16 protein-coding genes and 1 tRNA gene are annotated in these 18,733 nt (G+C 65.0%); 5 read left to right on the top strand and 12 right to left on the bottom strand.

Annotation, left to right across the window (positions count from 1 at the left end; translation table 11 throughout):
- Positions 1 to 86 precede the first annotated feature (86 nt).
- The gene (locus CXX84_RS15645) at positions 87 to 1,550 is read left to right on the top strand and encodes an amino acid permease (protein WP_102977650.1); all 1,464 of its coding nucleotides are present in this window, start codon (positions 87 to 89) and stop codon (positions 1,548 to 1,550) included.
- 312 nt (positions 1,551 to 1,862) lie between these two features.
- Positions 1,863 to 5,381: a proline dehydrogenase family protein gene (locus CXX84_RS15650; protein ID WP_102977651.1), complete on the top strand. Its 3,519-nt coding sequence runs from the start codon at positions 1,863 to 1,865 to the stop codon at positions 5,379 to 5,381.
- Between the two features lie 114 nt (positions 5,382 to 5,495).
- Here CXX84_RS15650 and CXX84_RS15655 read toward each other — a convergent pair whose 3' ends face one another.
- Together CXX84_RS15655 and CXX84_RS15660 are read right to left on the bottom strand one after the other, a co-directional pair.
- The gene (locus CXX84_RS15655; RefSeq protein WP_102977652.1) at positions 5,496 to 5,813 is read right to left on the bottom strand and encodes a hypothetical protein; all 318 of its coding nucleotides are present in this window, start codon (positions 5,811 to 5,813) and stop codon (positions 5,496 to 5,498) included.
- Positions 5,814 to 5,972: 159 nt separating this feature from the next.
- A complete protein-coding gene (locus CXX84_RS15660) occupies positions 5,973 to 6,827 on the bottom strand; it encodes a LysR family transcriptional regulator (RefSeq protein WP_102977653.1) in 855 nt (284 codons plus the stop codon).
- A gap of 143 nt (positions 6,828 to 6,970) precedes the next feature.
- Between CXX84_RS15660 and CXX84_RS15665 the strand changes: the two genes are divergently transcribed.
- Positions 6,971 to 8,350 carry an MFS transporter gene (locus CXX84_RS15665; RefSeq protein WP_102977654.1) on the top strand — a complete coding sequence of 460 codons (1,380 nt, stop codon included), beginning with the start codon at positions 6,971 to 6,973 and terminating at the stop codon, positions 8,348 to 8,350.
- A 14-nt stretch (positions 8,351 to 8,364) separates the two neighbouring features.
- Here the strand turns inward: CXX84_RS15665 and CXX84_RS15670 are convergent, their stop codons facing one another.
- The 3 genes from CXX84_RS15670 to CXX84_RS15675 form a co-directional block, all read right to left on the bottom strand.
- On the bottom strand, positions 8,365 to 9,498 hold the full coding sequence (locus tag CXX84_RS15670; protein ID WP_102977655.1) for a N(5)-(carboxyethyl)ornithine synthase: 1,134 nt from the start codon (positions 9,496 to 9,498) through the stop codon (positions 8,365 to 8,367).
- Positions 9,499 to 9,516: 18 nt separating this feature from the next.
- The gene (locus CXX84_RS19165; RefSeq protein WP_189337621.1) at positions 9,517 to 9,657 is read right to left on the bottom strand and encodes a hypothetical protein; all 141 of its coding nucleotides are present in this window, start codon (positions 9,655 to 9,657) and stop codon (positions 9,517 to 9,519) included.
- Positions 9,658 to 9,755: 98 nt separating this feature from the next.
- Positions 9,756 to 9,829: transfer RNA gene (locus CXX84_RS15675), tRNA-Gly, on the bottom strand.
- Between the two features lie 237 nt (positions 9,830 to 10,066).
- On the opposite strand from CXX84_RS15675, the gene CXX84_RS15680 reads away from it, so the two are divergent.
- Positions 10,067 to 10,528, top strand: a complete 462-nt coding sequence (locus tag CXX84_RS15680) for an SRPBCC family protein (protein WP_102977656.1) — start codon at positions 10,067 to 10,069, stop codon at positions 10,526 to 10,528.
- A 39-nt stretch (positions 10,529 to 10,567) separates the two neighbouring features.
- Here the strand turns inward: CXX84_RS15680 and CXX84_RS15685 are convergent, their stop codons facing one another.
- Positions 10,568 to 12,298, bottom strand: coding sequence for a CAP domain-containing protein (locus CXX84_RS15685; RefSeq protein ID WP_223253118.1), 1,731 nt, complete (start codon positions 12,296 to 12,298; stop codon positions 10,568 to 10,570).
- Positions 12,299 to 12,483: 185 nt separating this feature from the next.
- Between CXX84_RS15685 and dcd the strand changes: the two genes are divergently transcribed.
- Positions 12,484 to 13,059: a dCTP deaminase gene (gene dcd / locus CXX84_RS15690; protein WP_102977657.1), complete on the top strand. Its 576-nt coding sequence runs from the start codon at positions 12,484 to 12,486 to the stop codon at positions 13,057 to 13,059.
- 38 nt (positions 13,060 to 13,097) lie between these two features.
- On the opposite strand, the gene CXX84_RS15695 is transcribed toward dcd, so the two are convergent.
- From CXX84_RS15695 to CXX84_RS15720, 6 genes are read right to left on the bottom strand one after another with little or no spacing between them, the layout of a single operon-like run.
- Positions 13,098 to 14,279 carry a cation:proton antiporter gene (locus CXX84_RS15695; RefSeq protein WP_102977658.1) on the bottom strand — a complete coding sequence of 394 codons (1,182 nt, stop codon included), beginning with the start codon at positions 14,277 to 14,279 and terminating at the stop codon, positions 13,098 to 13,100.
- Between the two features lie 5 nt (positions 14,280 to 14,284).
- On the bottom strand, positions 14,285 to 14,767 hold the full coding sequence (locus CXX84_RS15700) for a cation:proton antiporter regulatory subunit (RefSeq protein ID WP_102977659.1): 483 nt from the start codon (positions 14,765 to 14,767) through the stop codon (positions 14,285 to 14,287).
- On the bottom strand, positions 14,764 to 15,834 hold the full coding sequence (locus CXX84_RS15705) for a LacI family DNA-binding transcriptional regulator (protein ID WP_189337622.1): 1,071 nt from the start codon (positions 15,832 to 15,834) through the stop codon (positions 14,764 to 14,766). The genes CXX84_RS15700 and CXX84_RS15705 overlap by 4 nt, the downstream gene beginning before the upstream one ends.
- Positions 15,831 to 16,577, bottom strand: coding sequence for a cupin domain-containing protein (locus CXX84_RS15710; protein ID WP_223253119.1), 747 nt, complete (start codon positions 16,575 to 16,577; stop codon positions 15,831 to 15,833). The genes CXX84_RS15705 and CXX84_RS15710 overlap by 4 nt, the downstream gene beginning before the upstream one ends.
- Positions 16,574 to 17,560, bottom strand: a complete 987-nt coding sequence (locus CXX84_RS15715) for a PmoA family protein (protein WP_102977661.1) — start codon at positions 17,558 to 17,560, stop codon at positions 16,574 to 16,576. The genes CXX84_RS15710 and CXX84_RS15715 overlap by 4 nt, the downstream gene beginning before the upstream one ends.
- On the bottom strand, positions 17,557 to 18,690 hold the full coding sequence (locus CXX84_RS15720) for a Gfo/Idh/MocA family protein (RefSeq protein WP_223253120.1): 1,134 nt from the start codon (positions 18,688 to 18,690) through the stop codon (positions 17,557 to 17,559). Before CXX84_RS15720 ends, CXX84_RS15715 begins: the two co-directional genes overlap by 4 nt.
- Positions 18,691 to 18,733: the final 43 nt, after the last annotated feature.

Genomic DNA, 18,733 nt, shown 5'->3' on the forward strand with positions numbered 1-18,733 from the left:
CCTTGCATACTGTTGGGACCGAGTTACCCCCGTCACAAGAGATTCTTCGTGCCGTGATGGGGTCGCACCCCAAGCAGGAGTTCCTGATGAGCACTAGAGATATGAGCCAGTCGATCATGCGGCGCAAGCCGATTGACGACATTGAAGAAGAGAACAAACACAGTGGCCTCTTTAAGTCACTCGGGCTTTGGCAGCTTACGGCTATCGGCGTGGGCGGCATCATCGGCGTCGGCATCTTCTCCCTCGCGGGGCTGGTCGCCGCCGGCAGCGAGAGCGCACCCGGGGTGGGGCCCGCGGTGCTGATCTCCTTCCTGGTGGCAGGGCTTGCCTCCGCCGCCGCAGCTTTGTCCTACGCCGAGTTTGCGGGCATGATTCCCCGCGCGGGCTCGGCCTACACCTATGGATATGTGGCGCTGGGTGAGATCATCGGCTGGTTTATCGGCTGGGACCTGCTCCTCGAATACATCGCCATTGTGGCCGTAGTGGCCATTGGCATCTCCGGCTACTTCGATGCCTTCCTCTCCGGAATCGGCATCAACATGCCCATCTGGATGACCTCCACGGCTGATGAGGGCCGGGGCGGAATCGTGAACATCCCCGCCATCGTGGTCTGTCTCATCGTGACCTGGATCCTCTCCCGCGGCACCAAGGCCTTTGGCCGCTTTGAACTCGTGGCCGTGGCCATCAAGGTCATCCTGATCCTCTTCATCATCGGGCTGGGCGTCTTCTACATCGACACCAACAACTACAACCCGTTCATGCCCAGTGGCTTTGGCCCTGTCCTTGCAGGTGCCGCCACCGTCTTCTTCGCCGTATTCGGCTACGACGCCATGAGCACTGCGGCCGAGGAGGCCAAGGACGGCAAGAAGCACATGCCCAAGGCCATCATCCTCTCGCTGATCATTGCCATGCTCCTCTACGTCGCTGCCACCCTGGTGCTGACCGGCATGCAGAACTACAAGGACATCGACCCCACGGCCGGCTTCGCTTCCGCCTTTACGGGTGTGGGGCTGCCGGTGATCGCCACCATCATCTCGGTGTTTGCCGTGTTGTCCATCCTTACCGTCATGCTGACCTTCCTGCTGGGTGTAACCCGTGTCTGGTTCTCCATGAGCCGTGACGGGCTGCTGCCGGGCTGGTTCTCCAAGACGGACCGGCACGGCACTCCCCAGCGCGTTACATGGATCGCCGGCGTGGCATCCGCCCTGCTGGCCGGAGTGTTCCCCATCAAGGCCGTTGCTGACCTGACGAACATCGGCATCCTGGCCGCGTTCGTCGTCGTCTGCTTCTCGGTGATCGTGTTCCGCTACAAGAAGCCGGATGCACCCCGGACGTTCCGCCTGCCGTTCATGCCGTTCATCCCGGCGTTCGGTGTTCTGGCGTCGGCGTTCCTGATGTTCCAGCTGCACTGGGAGACCTGGGCGCGCTTTGGCGTCTGGCTGCTGGTGGGCCTGGCCATCTACTTCTTCTATGGCAAGAAGAACTCGCTGATGAATCCCAACAGCCCGCGGCACGAGGAGATCGTGGAGATGCACCGGCCGGTCAGCTGACCTTCCCGCACTTCCTGCGCCTTTTGTCGCGACGCTCGATCGCTTATTGCCGCTTAAGCCCGGACGCTCTATCACCTTCCCGTGGAGGTGATAGAGCGTCTGTGTTTTTCCGGCATCAAGGGAGAGGAAGTGCCGAAATTTGGGGCCATAAGTGAGGGAGCGTGGGTGGGGGAGCGGCGCGACGGGACTGCCGCCAATTCTTCATCTTTCCTAACCTGTATTGCTTAGAAAAGATCGCTTTATCTTACGTGATTGGAAGCTCATACTGGTGGATAAGACCTCCTTGTAACCCCAGGAAAGAACGGGAAAGCCATGACCCACATTGCAATGGAACCGGCAGTTGCCACCGAAACTGCAGCCAGGAATGTCGACGTCGACGTACCCCAGGCCAAGGCGCTGGCGAACGAAGCCGTGGCACTGGTCCGCCACTGGCTGACCGAGGCCTCGAAGGTCCCCGTGGACGCCTCGGCCCAGCAGCTGGCCGGTGTCCTGAAGGATCCCAACGGCCTGGAATTCACAGTAGGCTTCGTGGACGGCGTGGTCCGGCCCGAGGACCTGAATGTTGCCGCCCGCAACCTCGCCGCGCTCGCTCCCAAGGTGCCCGCCTTCCTGCCCTGGTACATGCGCAGCGCCGTGCAGCTGGGCGGCACCATGGCCCCGGTCCTGCCTCAGGTGGTCATCCCCATCGCCCGCAAGGTCCTGCGGGAAATGGTGGGACACCTCATCGTTGACGCCACCGACGCCAAGCTCGGCCCGGCCATCGCCAAGATCCGCAAGGACGGGGTCAAACTCAACGTCAACCTCCTTGGCGAAGCCGTCCTCGGCGAGCATGAAGCTTCCCGCCGGCTCGAGGGCACGCACACCCTCCTGGCGCGCCCCGACGTCGACTACGTCTCCATCAAAGTGTCCTCCACCGTCGCCCCGCACTCCGCCTGGGCCTTCGATGAAGCCGTTGAGCACGTCGTCGAAAAGCTCACCCCGCTGTTCCAGCTCGCCAACTCCTTCGCCAAGCCGGGCAGTTCCACTGGCGGGAAGGCCAAGTTCATCAACCTGGACATGGAGGAGTACAAGGACCTGGACATGACCATCGCGGTCTTCACCAGGATCCTCGACAAGCCGGAGTTCAAGGACCTCGAGGCCGGCATCGTGCTGCAGGCTTACCTCCCGGACGCCCTGTCCGCCATGATCCGCCTGCAGGACTGGGCCGCCGAACGCCGCGCCAAGGGCGGTGCCGCCATTAAAGTACGCGTCGTTAAGGGCGCCAACCTGCCGATGGAGCAGGTGGAGGCCTCCCTGCACGACTGGCCGCTGGCCACCTGGGGCAGCAAGCAGGATTCGGACACCAGCTACAAGAGCGTCATCAACTACTCCCTGCACCCGGACCGCATCCAGAACATCCGGATTGGCGTGGCCGGCCACAACCTGTTCGACATCGCCTTCGCCTGGCTCCTGGCCAAGCAGCGCGGCGTTGAGTCCGGGATCGAATTCGAAATGCTGCTGGGCATGGCCCAGGGCCAGGCTGAAGCCGTCAAGAAGGACGTCGGATCCCTGCTGCTCTACACCCCGGTGGTGCACCCGGCCGAGTTCGACGTCGCCATCGCCTACCTGATCCGACGCCTCGAAGAGGGCGCCAGCCAGGACAACTTCATGTCGGCAGTGTTCGAGCTGAGCGAGAACGAGGTGTTGTTCGAGCGTGAAAAGCAGCGCTTCCTCGCGTCGCTCGCGGCACTGGACAACAGCGTTCCGGCGGCCAACCGGCAGCAGAACCGCAACCTGCAACCGGTACCGATGCCCCATGAGGGCTTCGAGAACACCGCGGACACCGACCCGTCACTGCCCGCCAACCGCGACTGGGGCCGCGCCATCCTGAAGCGCGTCCCGTCCTCCACTCTGGGCAACGCCTCCGTGAAAGCCGCCTTCATCAACGATGAGGCGACGCTCAACAAGGCGATCGAAACCGCCCTGGACAAGGGGAAGGCCTGGGGTGAGCTCTCCGGTGACGAGCGCGCCGAGATCCTGCACCGCGCCGGCGACGTCCTGGAGGCCCGCCGTGCGGACCTGCTCGAGGTCATGGCCAGCGAGACCGGCAAGACCATCGACCAGGGTGACCCCGAGGTCAGCGAAGCAGTGGACTTTGCCCACTACTACGCGGAGTCCGCCCGCAAGCTGGACAAGGTCGACGGCGCCGCGTTCGTTCCCGCCAAGCTCACCGTGGTCACTCCGCCATGGAACTTCCCGGTCGCCATCCCCGCAGGGTCCACCCTCGCGGCACTCGCCGCCGGCTCCGCCGTCGTGATCAAGCCTGCCAAGCAGGCCGCCCGCAGCGGCGCCGTGATGATCGAAGCCCTTTGGGAAGCCGGCGTGCCCCGCGACGTCCTCACCATGGTGCAGCTCGGTGAGCGGGAGCTCGGCAAGCAGCTGATCTCGCACCCGGCCGTGGACCGCGTGATCCTCACCGGCGGCTACGAAACCGCGGAACTGTTCCGGTCCTTCCGCAAGGACCTGCCGCTCCTTGCCGAAACCAGCGGCAAGAACGCCATCATCGTCACCCCCAGCGCCGACCTGGACCTGGCAGCCAAGGACGTGGCCTACTCCGCGTTCGGCCACGCGGGCCAGAAGTGCTCCGCCGCCTCACTGGTGATCCTGGTGGGCTCCGTGGCAAAGTCCAAACGGTTCCACAACCAGCTGATCGACGCCGTCACCTCCCTGAAAGTGGGCTACCCGGAGGATCCCACCAGCCAGATGGGACCCATCATCGAGCCCGCCAACGGCAAGCTCCTGAACGCCCTCACCACCCTGGGCGACGGCGAAAACTGGGCCGTTGAACCGAAGAAGCTGGACAACACCGGAAAGCTCTGGAGCCCGGGCGTACGCTACGGCGTCAAGCGCGGTTCCTACTTCCACCTGACCGAATTCTTCGGCCCGGTCCTGGGCGTGATGACCGCAGACACCCTTGAGGAAGCCATCGCCATCCAGAACCAGATCGAATACGGCCTCACCGCCGGCCTGCACTCGCTGAATTCGGACGAGCTTGGCATCTGGCTGGACTCCATCCAGGCCGGCAACCTCTATGTCAACCGCGGCATCACCGGTGCCATCGTGCAGCGCCAGCCGTTCGGCGGCTGGAAGAAGTCAGCGGTGGGCGCCGGCACCAAGGCAGGCGGACCCAACTACCTCGCCGGCCTGGGCGACTGGACCTCCAGCCGCAGCACGGCAACAACTGCCGTCACCCACCCGGGCGTCCGCCGCATTATCAACGCAGCCGGCGCCGCCCTGGAGCCTGCTGAGCTGGAATCCGTTCAGCGCGCCCTGGCGTCCGACGCCGAAGCCTGGGCAGGCGAGTTCGGCACGGCAAAGGATGTCTCCGACCTGAGCGCGGAACGCAATATCTTCCGCTACCGCAGCCTTCCGGTGACCATCCGTCTCTCCGGGGGCGCGCCGCTGGCAGACCTTGTCCGGACCGTGGCAGCCGGCGTCCTGGCCGGCTCGGAATTGACGGTGTCCACCGCGGTCGAACTTCCCGCCCAGCTGCGCCCCGTGCTCACCGCACTGGACATCGACGTGACGGTGGAGTCCGACGCCGATTGGCTGGCTTCCGCTAACCGGCTCGCCTCCGCGGGCAAGCTGTCCGGGGCACGCATCCGCCTCATCGGCGGCGACGCCACCGCGCTTGCCGAAGCAACGGGCGGCCGGCCGGACCTGGCGGTCTACGCCCACCAGGTCACCGAAGCCGGACGCGTGGAGCTGCTGCCGTTCCTGCACGAACAGGCCGTCAGCATCACCGCCCACCGCTTCGGCACGCCGAACCACCTCTCGGACGCCTTGATTTAGCAGGCACTGACTAGCAGCGGAGCCCTTCCGGAGGGCACATACAGCAGTAAGGCCGGGCGGCCACCTTTCCGGTGGCCGCCCGGCCTTACTGCTGCGTGCTGGTTTTCCCCGGCGTCAGCCCAGATACCACCCGGGTGGTGTCCAGGTTGCCGGGACGCTGTGCGCGGAGAAGTCCTCGCAACGGGTGCACGTGTAAGCGACTTCGCCCAAGGAAGCAACGGAACCGTCGCGCCGGTATGTCGGCGGGATATAGGACTCCAGGTATACGAATTCGTCAGTGCGGCACGTGTCGCAGGTAGGTTTGCCCACGTAGCCGGTATCGGTTGTTGCGATCCCGGAGCCGAGGGTGGAGCGGCGGGTGGCCGGCGGCCGCGCAGTGTTGTGCGGGCGCGCGTGGGCCGGGCTGAAATGGGTGTTCCTGGCTGTCGTCATTGGCTGCCTGTCCCGAGCGCGGAATCCTGGCATGCAGGAATGCTCGTGTTTGAGAACCCGGCCAGCTGCTTGACCCTAGAAAGTCAGCATAGGGGATGCAACCTTCTGCAATCAATGGAAGCATCGGTATGGCTTCCCCAAAACTTCCCAGCTCCGGCGTTATGCTTCGCGGTTGATTGTCCTGCCGACGATGGACTGTGTGAGCGCGTCAATGACCTCCGCGTTTGCCAGCGGGTTGCGGATCAGGGTGAAGTCCACGTCGCCCACCGCGGGCAGGTCGAACCGCCTTGTGATGATTTTCAGGTCTTCCGGGACGAGCGACGTCGGCATGACCGCCACGCCGATGCCCGCCCGCACGGCCGCCAGCACACCACTGATTTGCCGGGTGGTGCAGGTGATCCGCCAGGTCCTGCCATGGGACTCGAGGGCATCAATGGCCAGTTTCCGGCTCAGGCTGGGGGAGGGGTAGGCGATCAGCGGAACGGGCGCCGCCGGGTCCAGCATTGTCTGCTCCAGCCCCACCCAGGAAAACGAATCGTGCTGGACCACCGTTCCGTCCTTGGCCCCGGCCACCCATTTCACGAACACCAGGTCCAGCTGGCCCGCATTGAGCTTTCGGTACAGCTGGTCGCTTTGGCCCACCGTCAGTTCCAGGTTGATCTGCGGATAGATCTGCCGGAACTCCCGCAGGATCCGCGGCAGGCCAGTGATGGCCAGATCATCGGCAGTACCGAACCGCAGCCTTCCGCGCATTGCTGAACCGGAGAAGTAACGGGAAGCGGAATCGTGCGCAGCCAGGATGTTCCGGGCGAACCCGGCCATGGCGTCCCCGTTGTCCGTAAGCCGGACATCCCGTGTATCCCTGCTGACCAGGACCCTCCTGGCTGCCGCCTCCAGTTTCCGGACATGCTGGCTCACGGTGGGCTGCGCCAGGCCCAGCCGCTCTGCCGCCTTGGTGAAGCTGAGCGTTTCTGCGACGGCGAGGAAGGAGCGCAACTGGGCTGGTTCAAACACTCTGGACTCCGTGGGGCATCAGTTCGGACAACGCGGCATTGCAGTCTGCAATACGAGTTATAGGGATGATACGTCTCCATAATCCCGTGCCCCAGCCTAGCGTTAAGCACATCCCGGATCGTACGCACTGTGAGGACATACCTGTGGCACCCCCACCGCCGTCATCGGCAACCGCTACCCAACCCGTCGTCGATACTGCAGGCTCCCAGCCCCCGGACAACCAAACCCAGCCCATCGCCGTCGTCAGCGAACGCCTGCCCTGGAAACACACGTTCATCTCGCTGAGCGTTCCCAACTTCCGCATCTTCGCGATTGGCCACTTCATTGCCGTCATCGCCATCTGGATGCAGCGCATCGCCCAGGACTGGATGGTCCTGCAACTTTCCGGCTCCGTTACTGCCGTGGGAATCACCGTTGCACTACAGTTCCTGCCTTCGCTTCTGCTGGGGCCGTGGGGCGGCATGGTGGCGGACAGGTTCGCCAAACGGAAGATCCTGATCCTGTGCCAAAGTATGGCTGCCGTCCTGGCCGCCGCGCTCGCGATTCTTGCACTGACGGGGACTGTTGAGGTCTGGCACGTCTACCTGATCGCCTTTGTGCTCGGTTTGGTGACCGTGCTTGACCAGCCGGCCCGGCAGGTGTTCGTCAACGAGCTCGTGGGCCCGAAATACCTGCGCAACGCCATCAGCGTCAACTCCACCACGTTTCAGCTGGGCGGTTTGATCGGGCCGGCGCTGGCGGGATGGATGCTGACGGCAGTAGGGGCGGGGTGGGCGTTTGCCGGCAATGCTTTCGCATGCTGTACCACCGTGGCCATGCTGTTCATCCTGCGCAAGGTCCAGTTGTTACTGAGTGCGCCCACCCCCAAGAGCAAGGGGATGCTGCGGGAAGGACTGCGCTACGCACTGAGCAAACCCACCATCTACTGGCCATGGCTGATGGCAGGCTTCATCGCTGTTTTTGCCATGGGGCTGCCCGTGGTGCTTGCCGCCTTCGCGGACCACGTGTTCCATATCGGTGCCGGGGGTTACGGCCTCCTGAACGCCCTCGTGGCACTTGGTGCACTCGCCGGTGCGGTGGCGTCAACGAGGCGCCGGCAGCTCCGGCTGCGCTCGGTGGTGTTCTGCGCCGGAATGTACGGGGCCATGCTGTGCCTGGCCGCGCTGGCGCCGTCCATGCTGGTGTTCGGCGCCGTGATGGTGCTGTCCGGATTCTGGTGCCTCATGTTCCTGACAGGGTCCAACCAGCTGGTCCAGATCAGTTCCAACATGGGCATCAGGGGCAGGGTAATGAGCCTCTACATCATGGTGCTGATCGGCGGGCAGGCAATTGGCGGGCCCATGCTCGGCTGGATCGCAGAACATGCCGGACCGCACACAGCCCTCCTGGTGTCCGGCGGCGTGCCTGCGCTCGCAGCCCTTACGGTTGCGGTGATCCTTGCGCGCAAGGGTTCACTGTTGCTGCGGGTGGATTTCAAGGACCGGCGGCAGCCCGTACGGATCGTCCGGCGGGCCGCCGCGTAGCCCAAGGTCAGGTACTACAGCACCGCATGCGGATACGCCTCTTCGCGCTTCTGGAACTCCAGGACATCCTTGTTGCAGACTACGCCGTCGCGAATCTCGATGGCCCGGGTGATGGTGTCGTTCCCGGCCCACGCCTCCGGGCCATTGATGACTGTTTCCAGGAATGGAAGCAGGGCCTGGCTGATCTCCCACGTGGAGGAGTTCCAGAGGTAGGACGGGCTGTGGTCCACCGCGTAGTAGTTGATATGGTCACCGACGCTGAACATCGGATCCGCGAACGTAGTGGACCTTGCCCAGCTGAAGCCCATGCCCTCGTCGCAGGAGACGTCCACGATCAGGCTTCCCGGTGTGAAGGCCGCCAGATCCTCGGTCTGCAGGTACGTCAGCGGGCTGTTGGGATCCTGCAGGGTGCAGTTGACCACGATGTCGCTCTCGGCCAGGAACGGCGCCAGCGGCACCCGGCCCCGCTCGGTGATGACCTGGCTCAGGAAGGGCGCTTCGTCGTCGTGATCAAACTGGACGATGGTGACCGAATGAATGGGGGCTCCGACGGCGGCGACGCCGCGGTTGGTCAGCACCTGGACGTCGTGGACGCCATGCGCGTTCAGTGCGGTCACGGCGCCGCGGGCTGTAGCGCCGAAACCGATGACTACAGCGCTCAGCCGACGCCCGTAAACACCGGTGGACCCGGTCAGCGCGAGCGCATGCAGGACTGAGCAGTACCCTGCCAGTTCATTGTTCTTGTGGAAGACGTGCAGGCCGAAGCCGCCGTCGCTGGCCCAGTGGTTCATGGCCTCGAAGGCGATGAGCGTCAGCTTCTTGTCGATGGCCAGCTGGGTGATGGCGCGGTCCTGGACGCAGTGCGGCCAGCCCCACAGGACCTGGCCGTCGCGCAGCTCGGCCAGATCCTCGGGTTGCGGCTTCGGCAGGAGGACGACGTCGGCCTCCGCCAGAAGTTCGGCCCGGCCCGCCATCCTGCCCACCAGGGCGGAAAGATGCGAGTCCGGGACGCCGAAGCGCTCGCCGTAGCCGTTCTCCACAATGATCTGCCGGCGGACTTCGGGCGCGATGCGCTCGAAGTGCAGCGGATGGATGGGGAGCCGGCGCTCGTCGGGCTTACGCGTGGAGGCCAGAACGCCCAGGGTCAATTTCTTCTCCGGCGCCCGTCACTTCTTTTTGGCGGCCTTGCTGGATGTTGTGTCCAGTGAGCTGGCCGGCGCGGAAGCGGCCTTTTTGTCTGCGCGCTTTTCCTTGATGGACTTGCCGGATTTTTTGGATGCTGCTTGACGCGGGGACTTGTCAGCCATGAGTTGCTCCTGTAGCGGAACCGAAGAGGTTCCTGACCTCTGACCATACACGCAGGCACCTAACGGCCTCCGGGTGCCTGGTTGTCCCGCTGCAGGCGTGGAGCGGCTGACGGGAATCGAACCCGCGTATCAAGCTTGGGAAGCTAGCGCTCTACCATTGAGCTACAGCCGCAGTGCCCCGCTGTGGAGGGGCAGAACATAGCTTAGCGCAGATGTCTGCGTGCACCGTCCAGGAACCGCCCGGGCTCCGTGTGTCCGGGCCGGGCCGCGTCATCCAGTAACTCTTCAATAACGTCCCCGGCTCTGGCTAGGCGGGCGCAGAGAGCGCTGGCTAACCTAAACCGGGTGGCTGCGATGCCGGGGGACGCAGCCACTGCGGCAGCCTGACGTCAACCACAGAAAGATCCCGATGGCATTTGCAGAGCACGAGGTCCTCATCCGGCGCGACGCCATGGCCGTGTATCTGTATCTGCTCGATGCCACCAATCTTCCGGACTGGCGCGACACCGTGCGGAGCGTCAAACTGCTGCACGGCGCCTCCGCATCCAAAGGCGCTCTGTACCGGAAAATGGTGGCCGGCCGCTCGGGGCTCAGCATTCCTGCGGAGCTGGAAATCACCCAGGCCCGGCCCGGCGCCGAAATCCAGTTCCAGGTCACCTCCGGGCTGGGCCAGCGTGCCGGAGGCTACTACCTCAGCTCCGAACCCGCCGGAACCCGCGTCCGTTTTGCCCTCCACGCCCGGCCTGAGGGCCGGTTCGGGTTCCTGCACAAGCTGGGATTCCTGAATACGATGCTGCAGCGGAGCGTCTGCTCCGACGTGGTCCAGATCGAGCGGTTGAGGGACGTCCTGGAGCTCCAGCCGGCCCTTTAGCACTGTTGCTCCAGCGGCCGGGTTTGCCGGCAGCGCCTGTTAGTGTGCCAGCCGCTGCCCCGACCAAGGCCCGGGAATGGCCGACGGCGCCATGAGGCTTCCGGAGGTCAGGTCCCAGTACTGCACCACATCCGACGCCCGTCGCAGCGCCAGTCCCGTGGAGTTCAGGCCGGTGACATCCCGGAGCGGCCTGATGCCCGTAACGTCACCCCAGCCGGTGGCAACCGTGGCGCGTGCTTCAGCCCGCAATGTGATGGTGCCCCAGCCGCGATGGAGCTGGACTGAGCCGTCGGTCCGCAGCGCCAGGACGTCCTGGAACCCATCGGCGTCGTAATCAACCATGGAAATCTTCCGGGCCGCGCCTACGGAGCCTACAAACCCACGTGCGGACAAATCGCCCGTGCCCTTGTTGGGATACAGGTAGAGGCTGCCGGCTCCATCCAAGGCAAGGATCTGCGGGAGCCTGTTGTTGGCGCACCATCCGCCGACGGCCAGGGTGAGTGTTTCCCAACCTCCGCTTCCGAGTGTGACGGGCGACTGGAACCCGCCGGCGGCAAGGCCGCGGTGCAGGGTCAGGTTGCCGCTGGTCCATTGCGTCACGAGGTCAAAAGCGCCGTCGCGGTCCCAATCGGTGGTGAACACTTCTTTCGCGCCCGCAAAGCCTGAACCGATCACCCGTGCCGCGGCAAAGGTGCGGGACCCGATGGCCGCCCGGGCCAGGAGCTGGCCGGAGGAGTCGACGGTCACAACATCTCCGGGACCCTTGATGGCTGCGGCGGAGAGGTCCAGCGTGGGCGGCATATGCCGGCCCGGAGCGCTGCACATCGTCGGGGCCGGCGCCGGGAAGGCGGTGCCGGGCCCAGTGCCGCCGGGGGAGTCGGTAGTGCCGGCGGGAAGGGTGGTGTAGCCGAAGAAGTTTACAACGCCCCAGATCTGGTACGTCCGGTCCGTGTAGCTGATCCCGGCACCCATGACGTTGAAGCGCGGGTCGAGGAGCATGGCGTTATGGCCGGGGGATCCTTTCCACCATTCCACCAGCAGTGCGGCGTCCCGGTCCGTGCGGATGGCAATGACTTCGCCGGCGCCGTTGTTCGGGCTAAGTGCCCGGGGGTCAGTCCAGAAACTTGCGCGGTGCTCAATGACCTCGCGGGATGCGATGTTGTCCGACCAATCCTGTGCCAGGCCAGCCACCGTGGCGTTGTATTTCACCGGTTTCAGGCCCTTGGAGCTCCGGTATTCGTTAATCCTGTTGAACACAGTCAGGACCGCCGCGGCGTTGCTTTGCGAAATCAGGGCCTCAGAGGAGGCAACGGGGGGCAGTGATTCCGGAGCGGCGGTACGCGGGGCTGATGGAGAAGCCAGTTCCTCATCCGGTGCCCAGAGAGGGGGGATGGAGGGAACGTCCGGTGCCGGCTCCGGAGCCGGCGCAACGGGAGCGGGTGCTGTGGCCTCAACTGATGGTGCAGTTGTGGGGGCCGGTCCGGGTGCCGCTGTGGGCGCAGGGACGGTTTCAGCTGGGGGGACGGTTGCGGGTGCAGGTGCCAGGGGTTCGGCTGCCAACGGTTGCGTGGGCGAAGCCGGCCGGATATCAGGTTCCACGGCGGGCGTGAGCGCGGACGTGCCGGACTCCGCGCCGGACGGGGAGATCCCGCCGTCAGTCACGGACGAAGGGCCCAGGGTGACGCTGCCTTGCCCCCGCACACTGACCGGCACCCCTGCAGCCGGCACGGGGGGCGTGCCCGCCGACGAGGAGACCAGCGCTAAAGCCACGAGCACGCCAATAAAAGAGGGCGCGACCAATCTATTCACAACATCCCCAGCTCTGTTGGGCCATCCGGGAGACCATCCGGCGCCTGAATCACTGCTGCAACATTAGCCCCAGAAGACTTCAGCAACAACGAAAGAATGTTGCTGTGGATAACCGATCAGGATTGGCCATACGGTAATTTGGGACGGTGCTGATCTCTGACCGCGATATTCGTGCCGAAATAGACTCCCAGCGGATCGTTCTTGAGCCGTACGATCCGGCGATGGTTCAGCCGTCCTCCGTGGATGTCCGGATCGACAAGTTCTTCCGTCTCTTCGATAACCACAAGTACGCGCACATCGACCCGGCGGAGGAACAGCCGGAGCTTACCCGCCTTGTGGAAGTGGAGCAGGACGAGCCGTTCATCCTGCACCCGGGGGAGTTCGTCCTGGGGTCCACGTACGAAACGGTCACACTGCCGGACGACATCGCGGCCCGCCTTGAGGGCAAATCCTCCCTGGGCCGGCTGGGCCTCCTGACGCACTCCACCGCAGGCTTTATCGACCCCGGCTTTTCCGGCCACGTCACCCTGGAACTCTCCAATATGGCCACCCTGCCCATTAAGCTGTGGCCGGGCATGAAGATCGGCCAGCTTTGTTTCTTCAGGCTGTCATCCTCTGCGGAGCATCCGTACGGCTCTGGCGAGTACGGCAACCGCTACCAGGGCCAGCGCGGTCCGACTGCCAGCCGCAGCCACCTCAACTTCCACCGCACCCGGATCTAGGGGCGGCAGCAGCCCGCCTGTTGACGCTGAGCCGGCGGTTAGACCTTGGCAATCACGCCTGAAGGCGGCAGTACTGCCTTGAGCAGAGGCTCCACAAACCGGGCCGCCAGCGGACCCACGACAGCCATGAGCAGGACGTACGCGGTTGCGAGGGCTGCCAGTTCGGCTGTCACCGCGCCGGAGGCGACCGCAAGCCCCGCGATGACGATGGAGAATTCGCCGCGGGCTATGAGGGTGGCGCCGGCACGCAGCCGGCCCGGCCGGGCAATGCCCACTCGTTTCGCTGCCCAAATGCCGGTGACCATCTTGGTGCCGGCGGTGATTACGGCCAGCACCAGGGCCCAGCCCAGCACCGGCGGAATTGATGAAGGATCTGTATTCAGGCCGAACGCCACAAAGAAGATGGCTGCGAACAGGTCCCGCAGCGGCTCAAGGATGCGGGTGGCGTTGTGGGCGGTGGCCCCTGAAATTGCAATGCCGAGCAGGAACGCGCCCACCGCCGCCGAAACCTGCATGGCCGAGGCTACGCCGGCCACCAGCAGTGCAGCGCCGAGCACATTCAGGAGGAACACTTCCGAGTTTTCGCTGTGGACGGCCTTGGACACGTGGTGCCCGTGCCGCAGGGCCACCATCAGGACCACGCTCACTACCGCCAGCGCGATGCCCACGCTGGTGAGGCCGCCGAGGAAGCTGACGCCGGCGAGGATTGTGGTCAGCACGGGAAGATAAATCGCCATGGCCAGGTCCTCGAACACCAGGATGGACAGCACCACCGGCGTTTCCCGGTTACCCAGCCGGCCCAAGTCCGTAATGACCTTGGCTGCGATGCCCGATGAGGAGATGTAGGTGACGCCGCCCATCACCATCGCGCCCACGCCGCCCCAGCCCAGCAGGTAGGCAAGGGCAGCGCCCGGCAGGAAGTTCAGGACCAGGTCCAGGACCCCGGCCTGCCAGGACCGCCGCAGGCCCGTGAAAAGCTCCGCTGCCGTATATTCCAGTCCGAGCATAAGAAGCAGCAGGATAACGCCGATTTCACCGGAGAGGTGCGCAAACTCGTGCATGCCCTCGAGCTTGACGATGCCGCCGGCACCGAAGGCGAGCCCGCCCAGGAGGTAGAGCGGGATGGGTGACATTCCGATCCGTCCGGCCAGCCTGGCCAACAGGCCAAGGCAGAACACAACGGCCCCCAATTCGATGAGGGTCAGGGCCAACGGGTCCACCCCGTTTATCCGTTACGCAGGATATGGGCCGCCGCGTCCAGGCCCTCCTGGGTACCCACCGCCACCAGAAGGTCGCCGGTGTGAAGGACGACGTCGGGACCCGGCGACGGGAGCACCTCACCTTCCCGCATGATGGCGACGATGGAGACGCCGCACCGTGTGCGGATGCAGGCCTTGCCCATGGGCTGGTTTTGGAACGGGGACCCCGGTGCTATGGAAAACTGGCGGGTGACGATTCCCGGTACGTCCTTATGCTCTTCCGTCAGTTTCATGGCCAGGTGTTGCCCGCCCAGGAGATTGCCGAGGGTGGCCGCCTCCTCGCTGGTGAGGGGGATCGAGGCCTGGCAGGTATCGGGATCGTCCCAGGCCGACACTATGAGTTCCGTCTGGCCCTCACGCAGTTCCACAACGCCGATCCGGCGGCCTGAGGCTGTTATGAAATCCTTGCGCCGGCCCAAACCGGGCAGGTTCGTCTCATCCACGTTCATGGTTCCAGACTAGTCTGCCCTGCCCCTGTTGCGGCCGGAATGGGTGCTGCTCCGGACGATTCGCGCAGGACCAGCCGCATGCCCGTGGGGCCAGGCTCCGGCAAGGGCGTTCCCCCGGGCTTCAGCGCAACAAGAAGCTGCTCCATGCTGCGGCTGCCCTGGGCCTCCAGGTCCATGTGGACGGTGGTCAGCGACGGGATAAGGAAGGCGGACTCGGGGTGGTCATCCCACCCCACGACGCTGACATCGGCAGGAACCCTTAAACCGCGATCGTGAAGGGCGCGGATGGCGCCGATGGCCAACTGGTCGTTGGCGGCAAATATGGCCGTGAAGGACGGGCCGGTGAGCAGGGCATTCGCGGCTGCATAGCCCGAGGCTGCGCTCCAGTCCGCTTCCGCTGACCCGCAGTCCTCCAGGCCGGCCTCCTGCACTGCCCTGCGGTAGACGGCCAGGCGGTTCCGGGCCGCAGGCCATTCCTGGGGTCCCGCTATATGGGCAATGCGGTGATGGCCAAGGGCGGCAATGTGGGCGACGATGGCCCGGGCCGCAGAGCCGTCGGAGATCCTTCCCTGGCCGCGCATCTGATCGTCATAGTCGCCGGCTACAACAACTGGAATGCGCTCCTGCGCCTGCAGGAGATCCGGACCGGAAATGGGCACGAAGGACAATGCCCCCGCAAACGGGCCGCCGTCCAGGATCCGCCGGAGCCGTTCCGTCCGCTCCGGACCGGTGCCCTCCAATGCGACGACGTCCAGCTGGTAGCCGGCTGCCTGTGCTGTGGTGGCAGCTCCACTCAGCATCCGGGACGGAAAGTACGGGGAGGAACCCGGTACCAGGGCCAGGAGCCGGTAGGTGCCCTTGGTCCGGAGTGAGCGGGCCGTGAGGTTGGGGGTGTACTTCAGTTCGGCCATGGCACGTTCCACCTTTTCGGAGGTGGCAGCCCTCAGCTTTGACCGGTCCGCCATGTACCGCGAGACGGTCTGGTGCGAGACCCCCGCCAACCGGGCCACCTCGTAAATGGTGGCTGCGCGGGCCGACGTCCGTGCGGGGGCCGGGCCTTCCGTCACAGCCTTGAATCCTCCCACCTGGTGAGGCGCCCGCACATTCCAAACCCTTCGCCTGCGCGCTGTTCGGCCCTGGCGACGGCTGCACCAGCCAGGGGGGCGGCGGAGCCGTTGGCAAGTTGCTCGAGCGCCTCCTCCGTCGCCTTCACCTGGCTTTCGACGTTTGCTGCCCACAGCTCCTTCCAGCGGCCGACCCGCGGCCGGACCAGGCGGGCAGCTGCGCGATGGAAGGCCTCCAGTGCCCTTGGTCCCTCCTGCAGCAGAGATGTATGCAGCTCGGCGTATCCTTCCAGGGCGAGGTCCCGCCGCCTCCGTGCCGCCGCCGCCAGGACTGTTTCGTCCGCGTCCTGCGGCAGGACGGCATGCTCCGCATACAGTTCCGGGTGCTGAAGGATGCGGTCCGGAAAGGTCAGGACGGCGTCGCCGGCTTCCGGCAGGCCGGCGTTGGACATGATCACGTGGAGCGTGAGCCCGTCCGTGTTCACCAGCCGGTGCACGGTACCCGGGCTGAACCACACCAGCGAACCCGCGGCCAGCTGGTGTTCCTCGATCCCGGCCATCGACATGGTGTGCACCTGGCCGGTTCCACCGGAGACCAGGTAGGCCTCAGACGACACCGTATGCAGATGCGGGGAACCGCCGCACAGGCCGTCAGCGGATTCCCAGTCATAGACGCGCAGCCCGGTGACTGCAGTGCCGCCGGGGAAACCCGGAATTGGAGGCGGCTGGATTCCCCGTGCGTTCACTGGCTGGCCGTTCGTGGTCCTGCCGGCGACGACGGCACCTGGGCCAGTGCCTCGCGGCCGGCGGTTGCCAGTGCTTCTGCCCTGGCTTCGTCAGACGTGCCATCCGCAATCACGACGCCGTACCGGAAGCGAATGGTGGACCCCGGCCGGAACAGGACTTCCTCGCTGAAGAACGGGGCAGGGCCCATGCATGCGAACGGTTCAGACCGGGCGAACCACTCCGGCTCCTGGTGCCCGCTGGCAGGATCATCAACCATGACCACTGTTGAGAAGCGGCAGGTTTCGTCATGCTGCCCCACGAAGGAAAGCCAGGGGGCACGCTTGCCGCGCAGCTCCTCGCCGGTGGCACCGCCGGGACCCATGATGGTTCCCCCGGCGAAGGACCGGGGGCCGCGCCAGAACAAGCCACCGTACCCGGCGTTCTCGCGCCCCTCGGTGGTGGGCGAGCCGATGTGGATGTCCTCCCCGGAAACATTGGTCATGGCTGTCGCAAACACCAGGGTGTAGCTGGAATCCGCTCCCGGCACCACCTGGAAGGACCGGTCCTCCTCAACCACGAGCGACCCCTGCTGGGTCACCCACTGAAGCCTGTGCGCGAAACGGAAGGTGGCGCCGTCGTCCGCTGCCTGCACCCGCTCCTGGTGCCGCATGGCACCGTTGTTGGGAAGCCACTGGTAGTCCTGGCCGCGACGGTAGCTGGGCCCGCCCCAGAAGTTGTCGGGGCCAAGGTGCGGGAGGGACCAGGCGATGCCCTTGTGCCACACATGGTCGTGCGGACGGTAGGCGCTGACCAGGTCCCCGCTCCGGGTGCGGACGGGATGGAAGTACGGCCGGGGTGACTCCGCCTGTGGGTCGTCCGCGGCGTAGGTATAGGTGAGCACGTCCACGCCGTCAAGGGAGACGACGACGGCGGCGCCATCGTCCGTCCACGTCAGCTGGTGTGTGGGGGCTTTGGCAGCAGTTGTTCCGGCAGTGGCGCTCATGCGTTGCTCTCTTCCAGTTTCCAGGGTTCCAGCCGGCCGTCGGCACGGTCAAAGAACGGGTCTTCTTCGGTGATCCCGCCGCGGCGCACCGTCTTGCCGGTGATGGCGGATGCGTAAATTGCTGCCGCCAGTTCCATGGTGGGGTAGGCCTCGGCCAAGGTGACAGGAGGCACTGCCCCGGAGCGGACGGCCTCGATGATTTGCTCATACTGGGCGGAGTGGCCGCTGGCTGTACCGGCTGCCCCGTCCGTCCATGCATCCGCCAGATGTTCCTGGCCGGGTGCCGGGGTGAAGCGCCAGTTGGAGTCGTCATAGCCATAAAGGTGTTCCAGTTCCACAGTTGCGTTCTCGTAGTCGAACCGCAACTGGGAGGTTTCGCGGGGTGAGATGACGGAGTTGATGACCGTACTCAGCGCGCCGGATTCAAACCGCACGATGGCGGTTGAAACGTCCTCGGTTTCCGTCCGGCGGGCAAGTTTTCCTGCGAACGCAGTAACTTCCTGCCACGGGCCCCAGAGGTGGAGAAGCAGATCGAACTGGTGGATTCCGTGCCCCATAGTGGGCCCGCCGCCCTCGACGTCCCATTGGCCGCGCCACGGAACGTCAAAGTACTCCTGGTTCCGGAACCACAGCGTGTTGCAGAAACCGGTCAACGGGTTGCCCAGGGCGCCGGACTCCTGCAGGTCCGCCAGCCGGCGGGCGCCCGTGCCGAAACGGTGCTGGAAGATGCAGCTCACCCGCTTGCCCGTGATCTGTTCCGCCTCCTGGAGCTCCTGCAGTTGGCGCAGGGACAGGGCCGGTGGTTTCTCCAGTACGACGTTCATGCCGAGCGCCAGCGCTTCAAGGGCCAGGGGTGCATGCGACGACGGCGGTGTGCAGACGGCAACGAGGTCAAGCTGCAGTTCCGCGGCAGCAGCCACGCTGGAGGCGGTGTGGGCGAAGCCCATCTTGTCCGCGAAGGCTACTGCCCTGTCCTGGTCAATATCTACCGCCACGACCAGCTCGGCCCCGGCCAGCCTCAAGGCCTCTGCGTGGGCATGGGCAATGCCGCCAGTACCGATAATTCCTGCACGCGGGCGGTGGTGGGCCTGATCCATGGTCGGGTGCTCCTCGTCATTGAAAGCTTTCATGTTATCGATCACTATTATGTGATCGATAACATGAGGGCGTCAA

Origin of the sequence: Arthrobacter sp. AFG7.2 (assembly GCF_002892835.1) — a bacterium.
GTDB lineage: Bacteria > Actinomycetota > Actinomycetes > Actinomycetales > Micrococcaceae > Arthrobacter.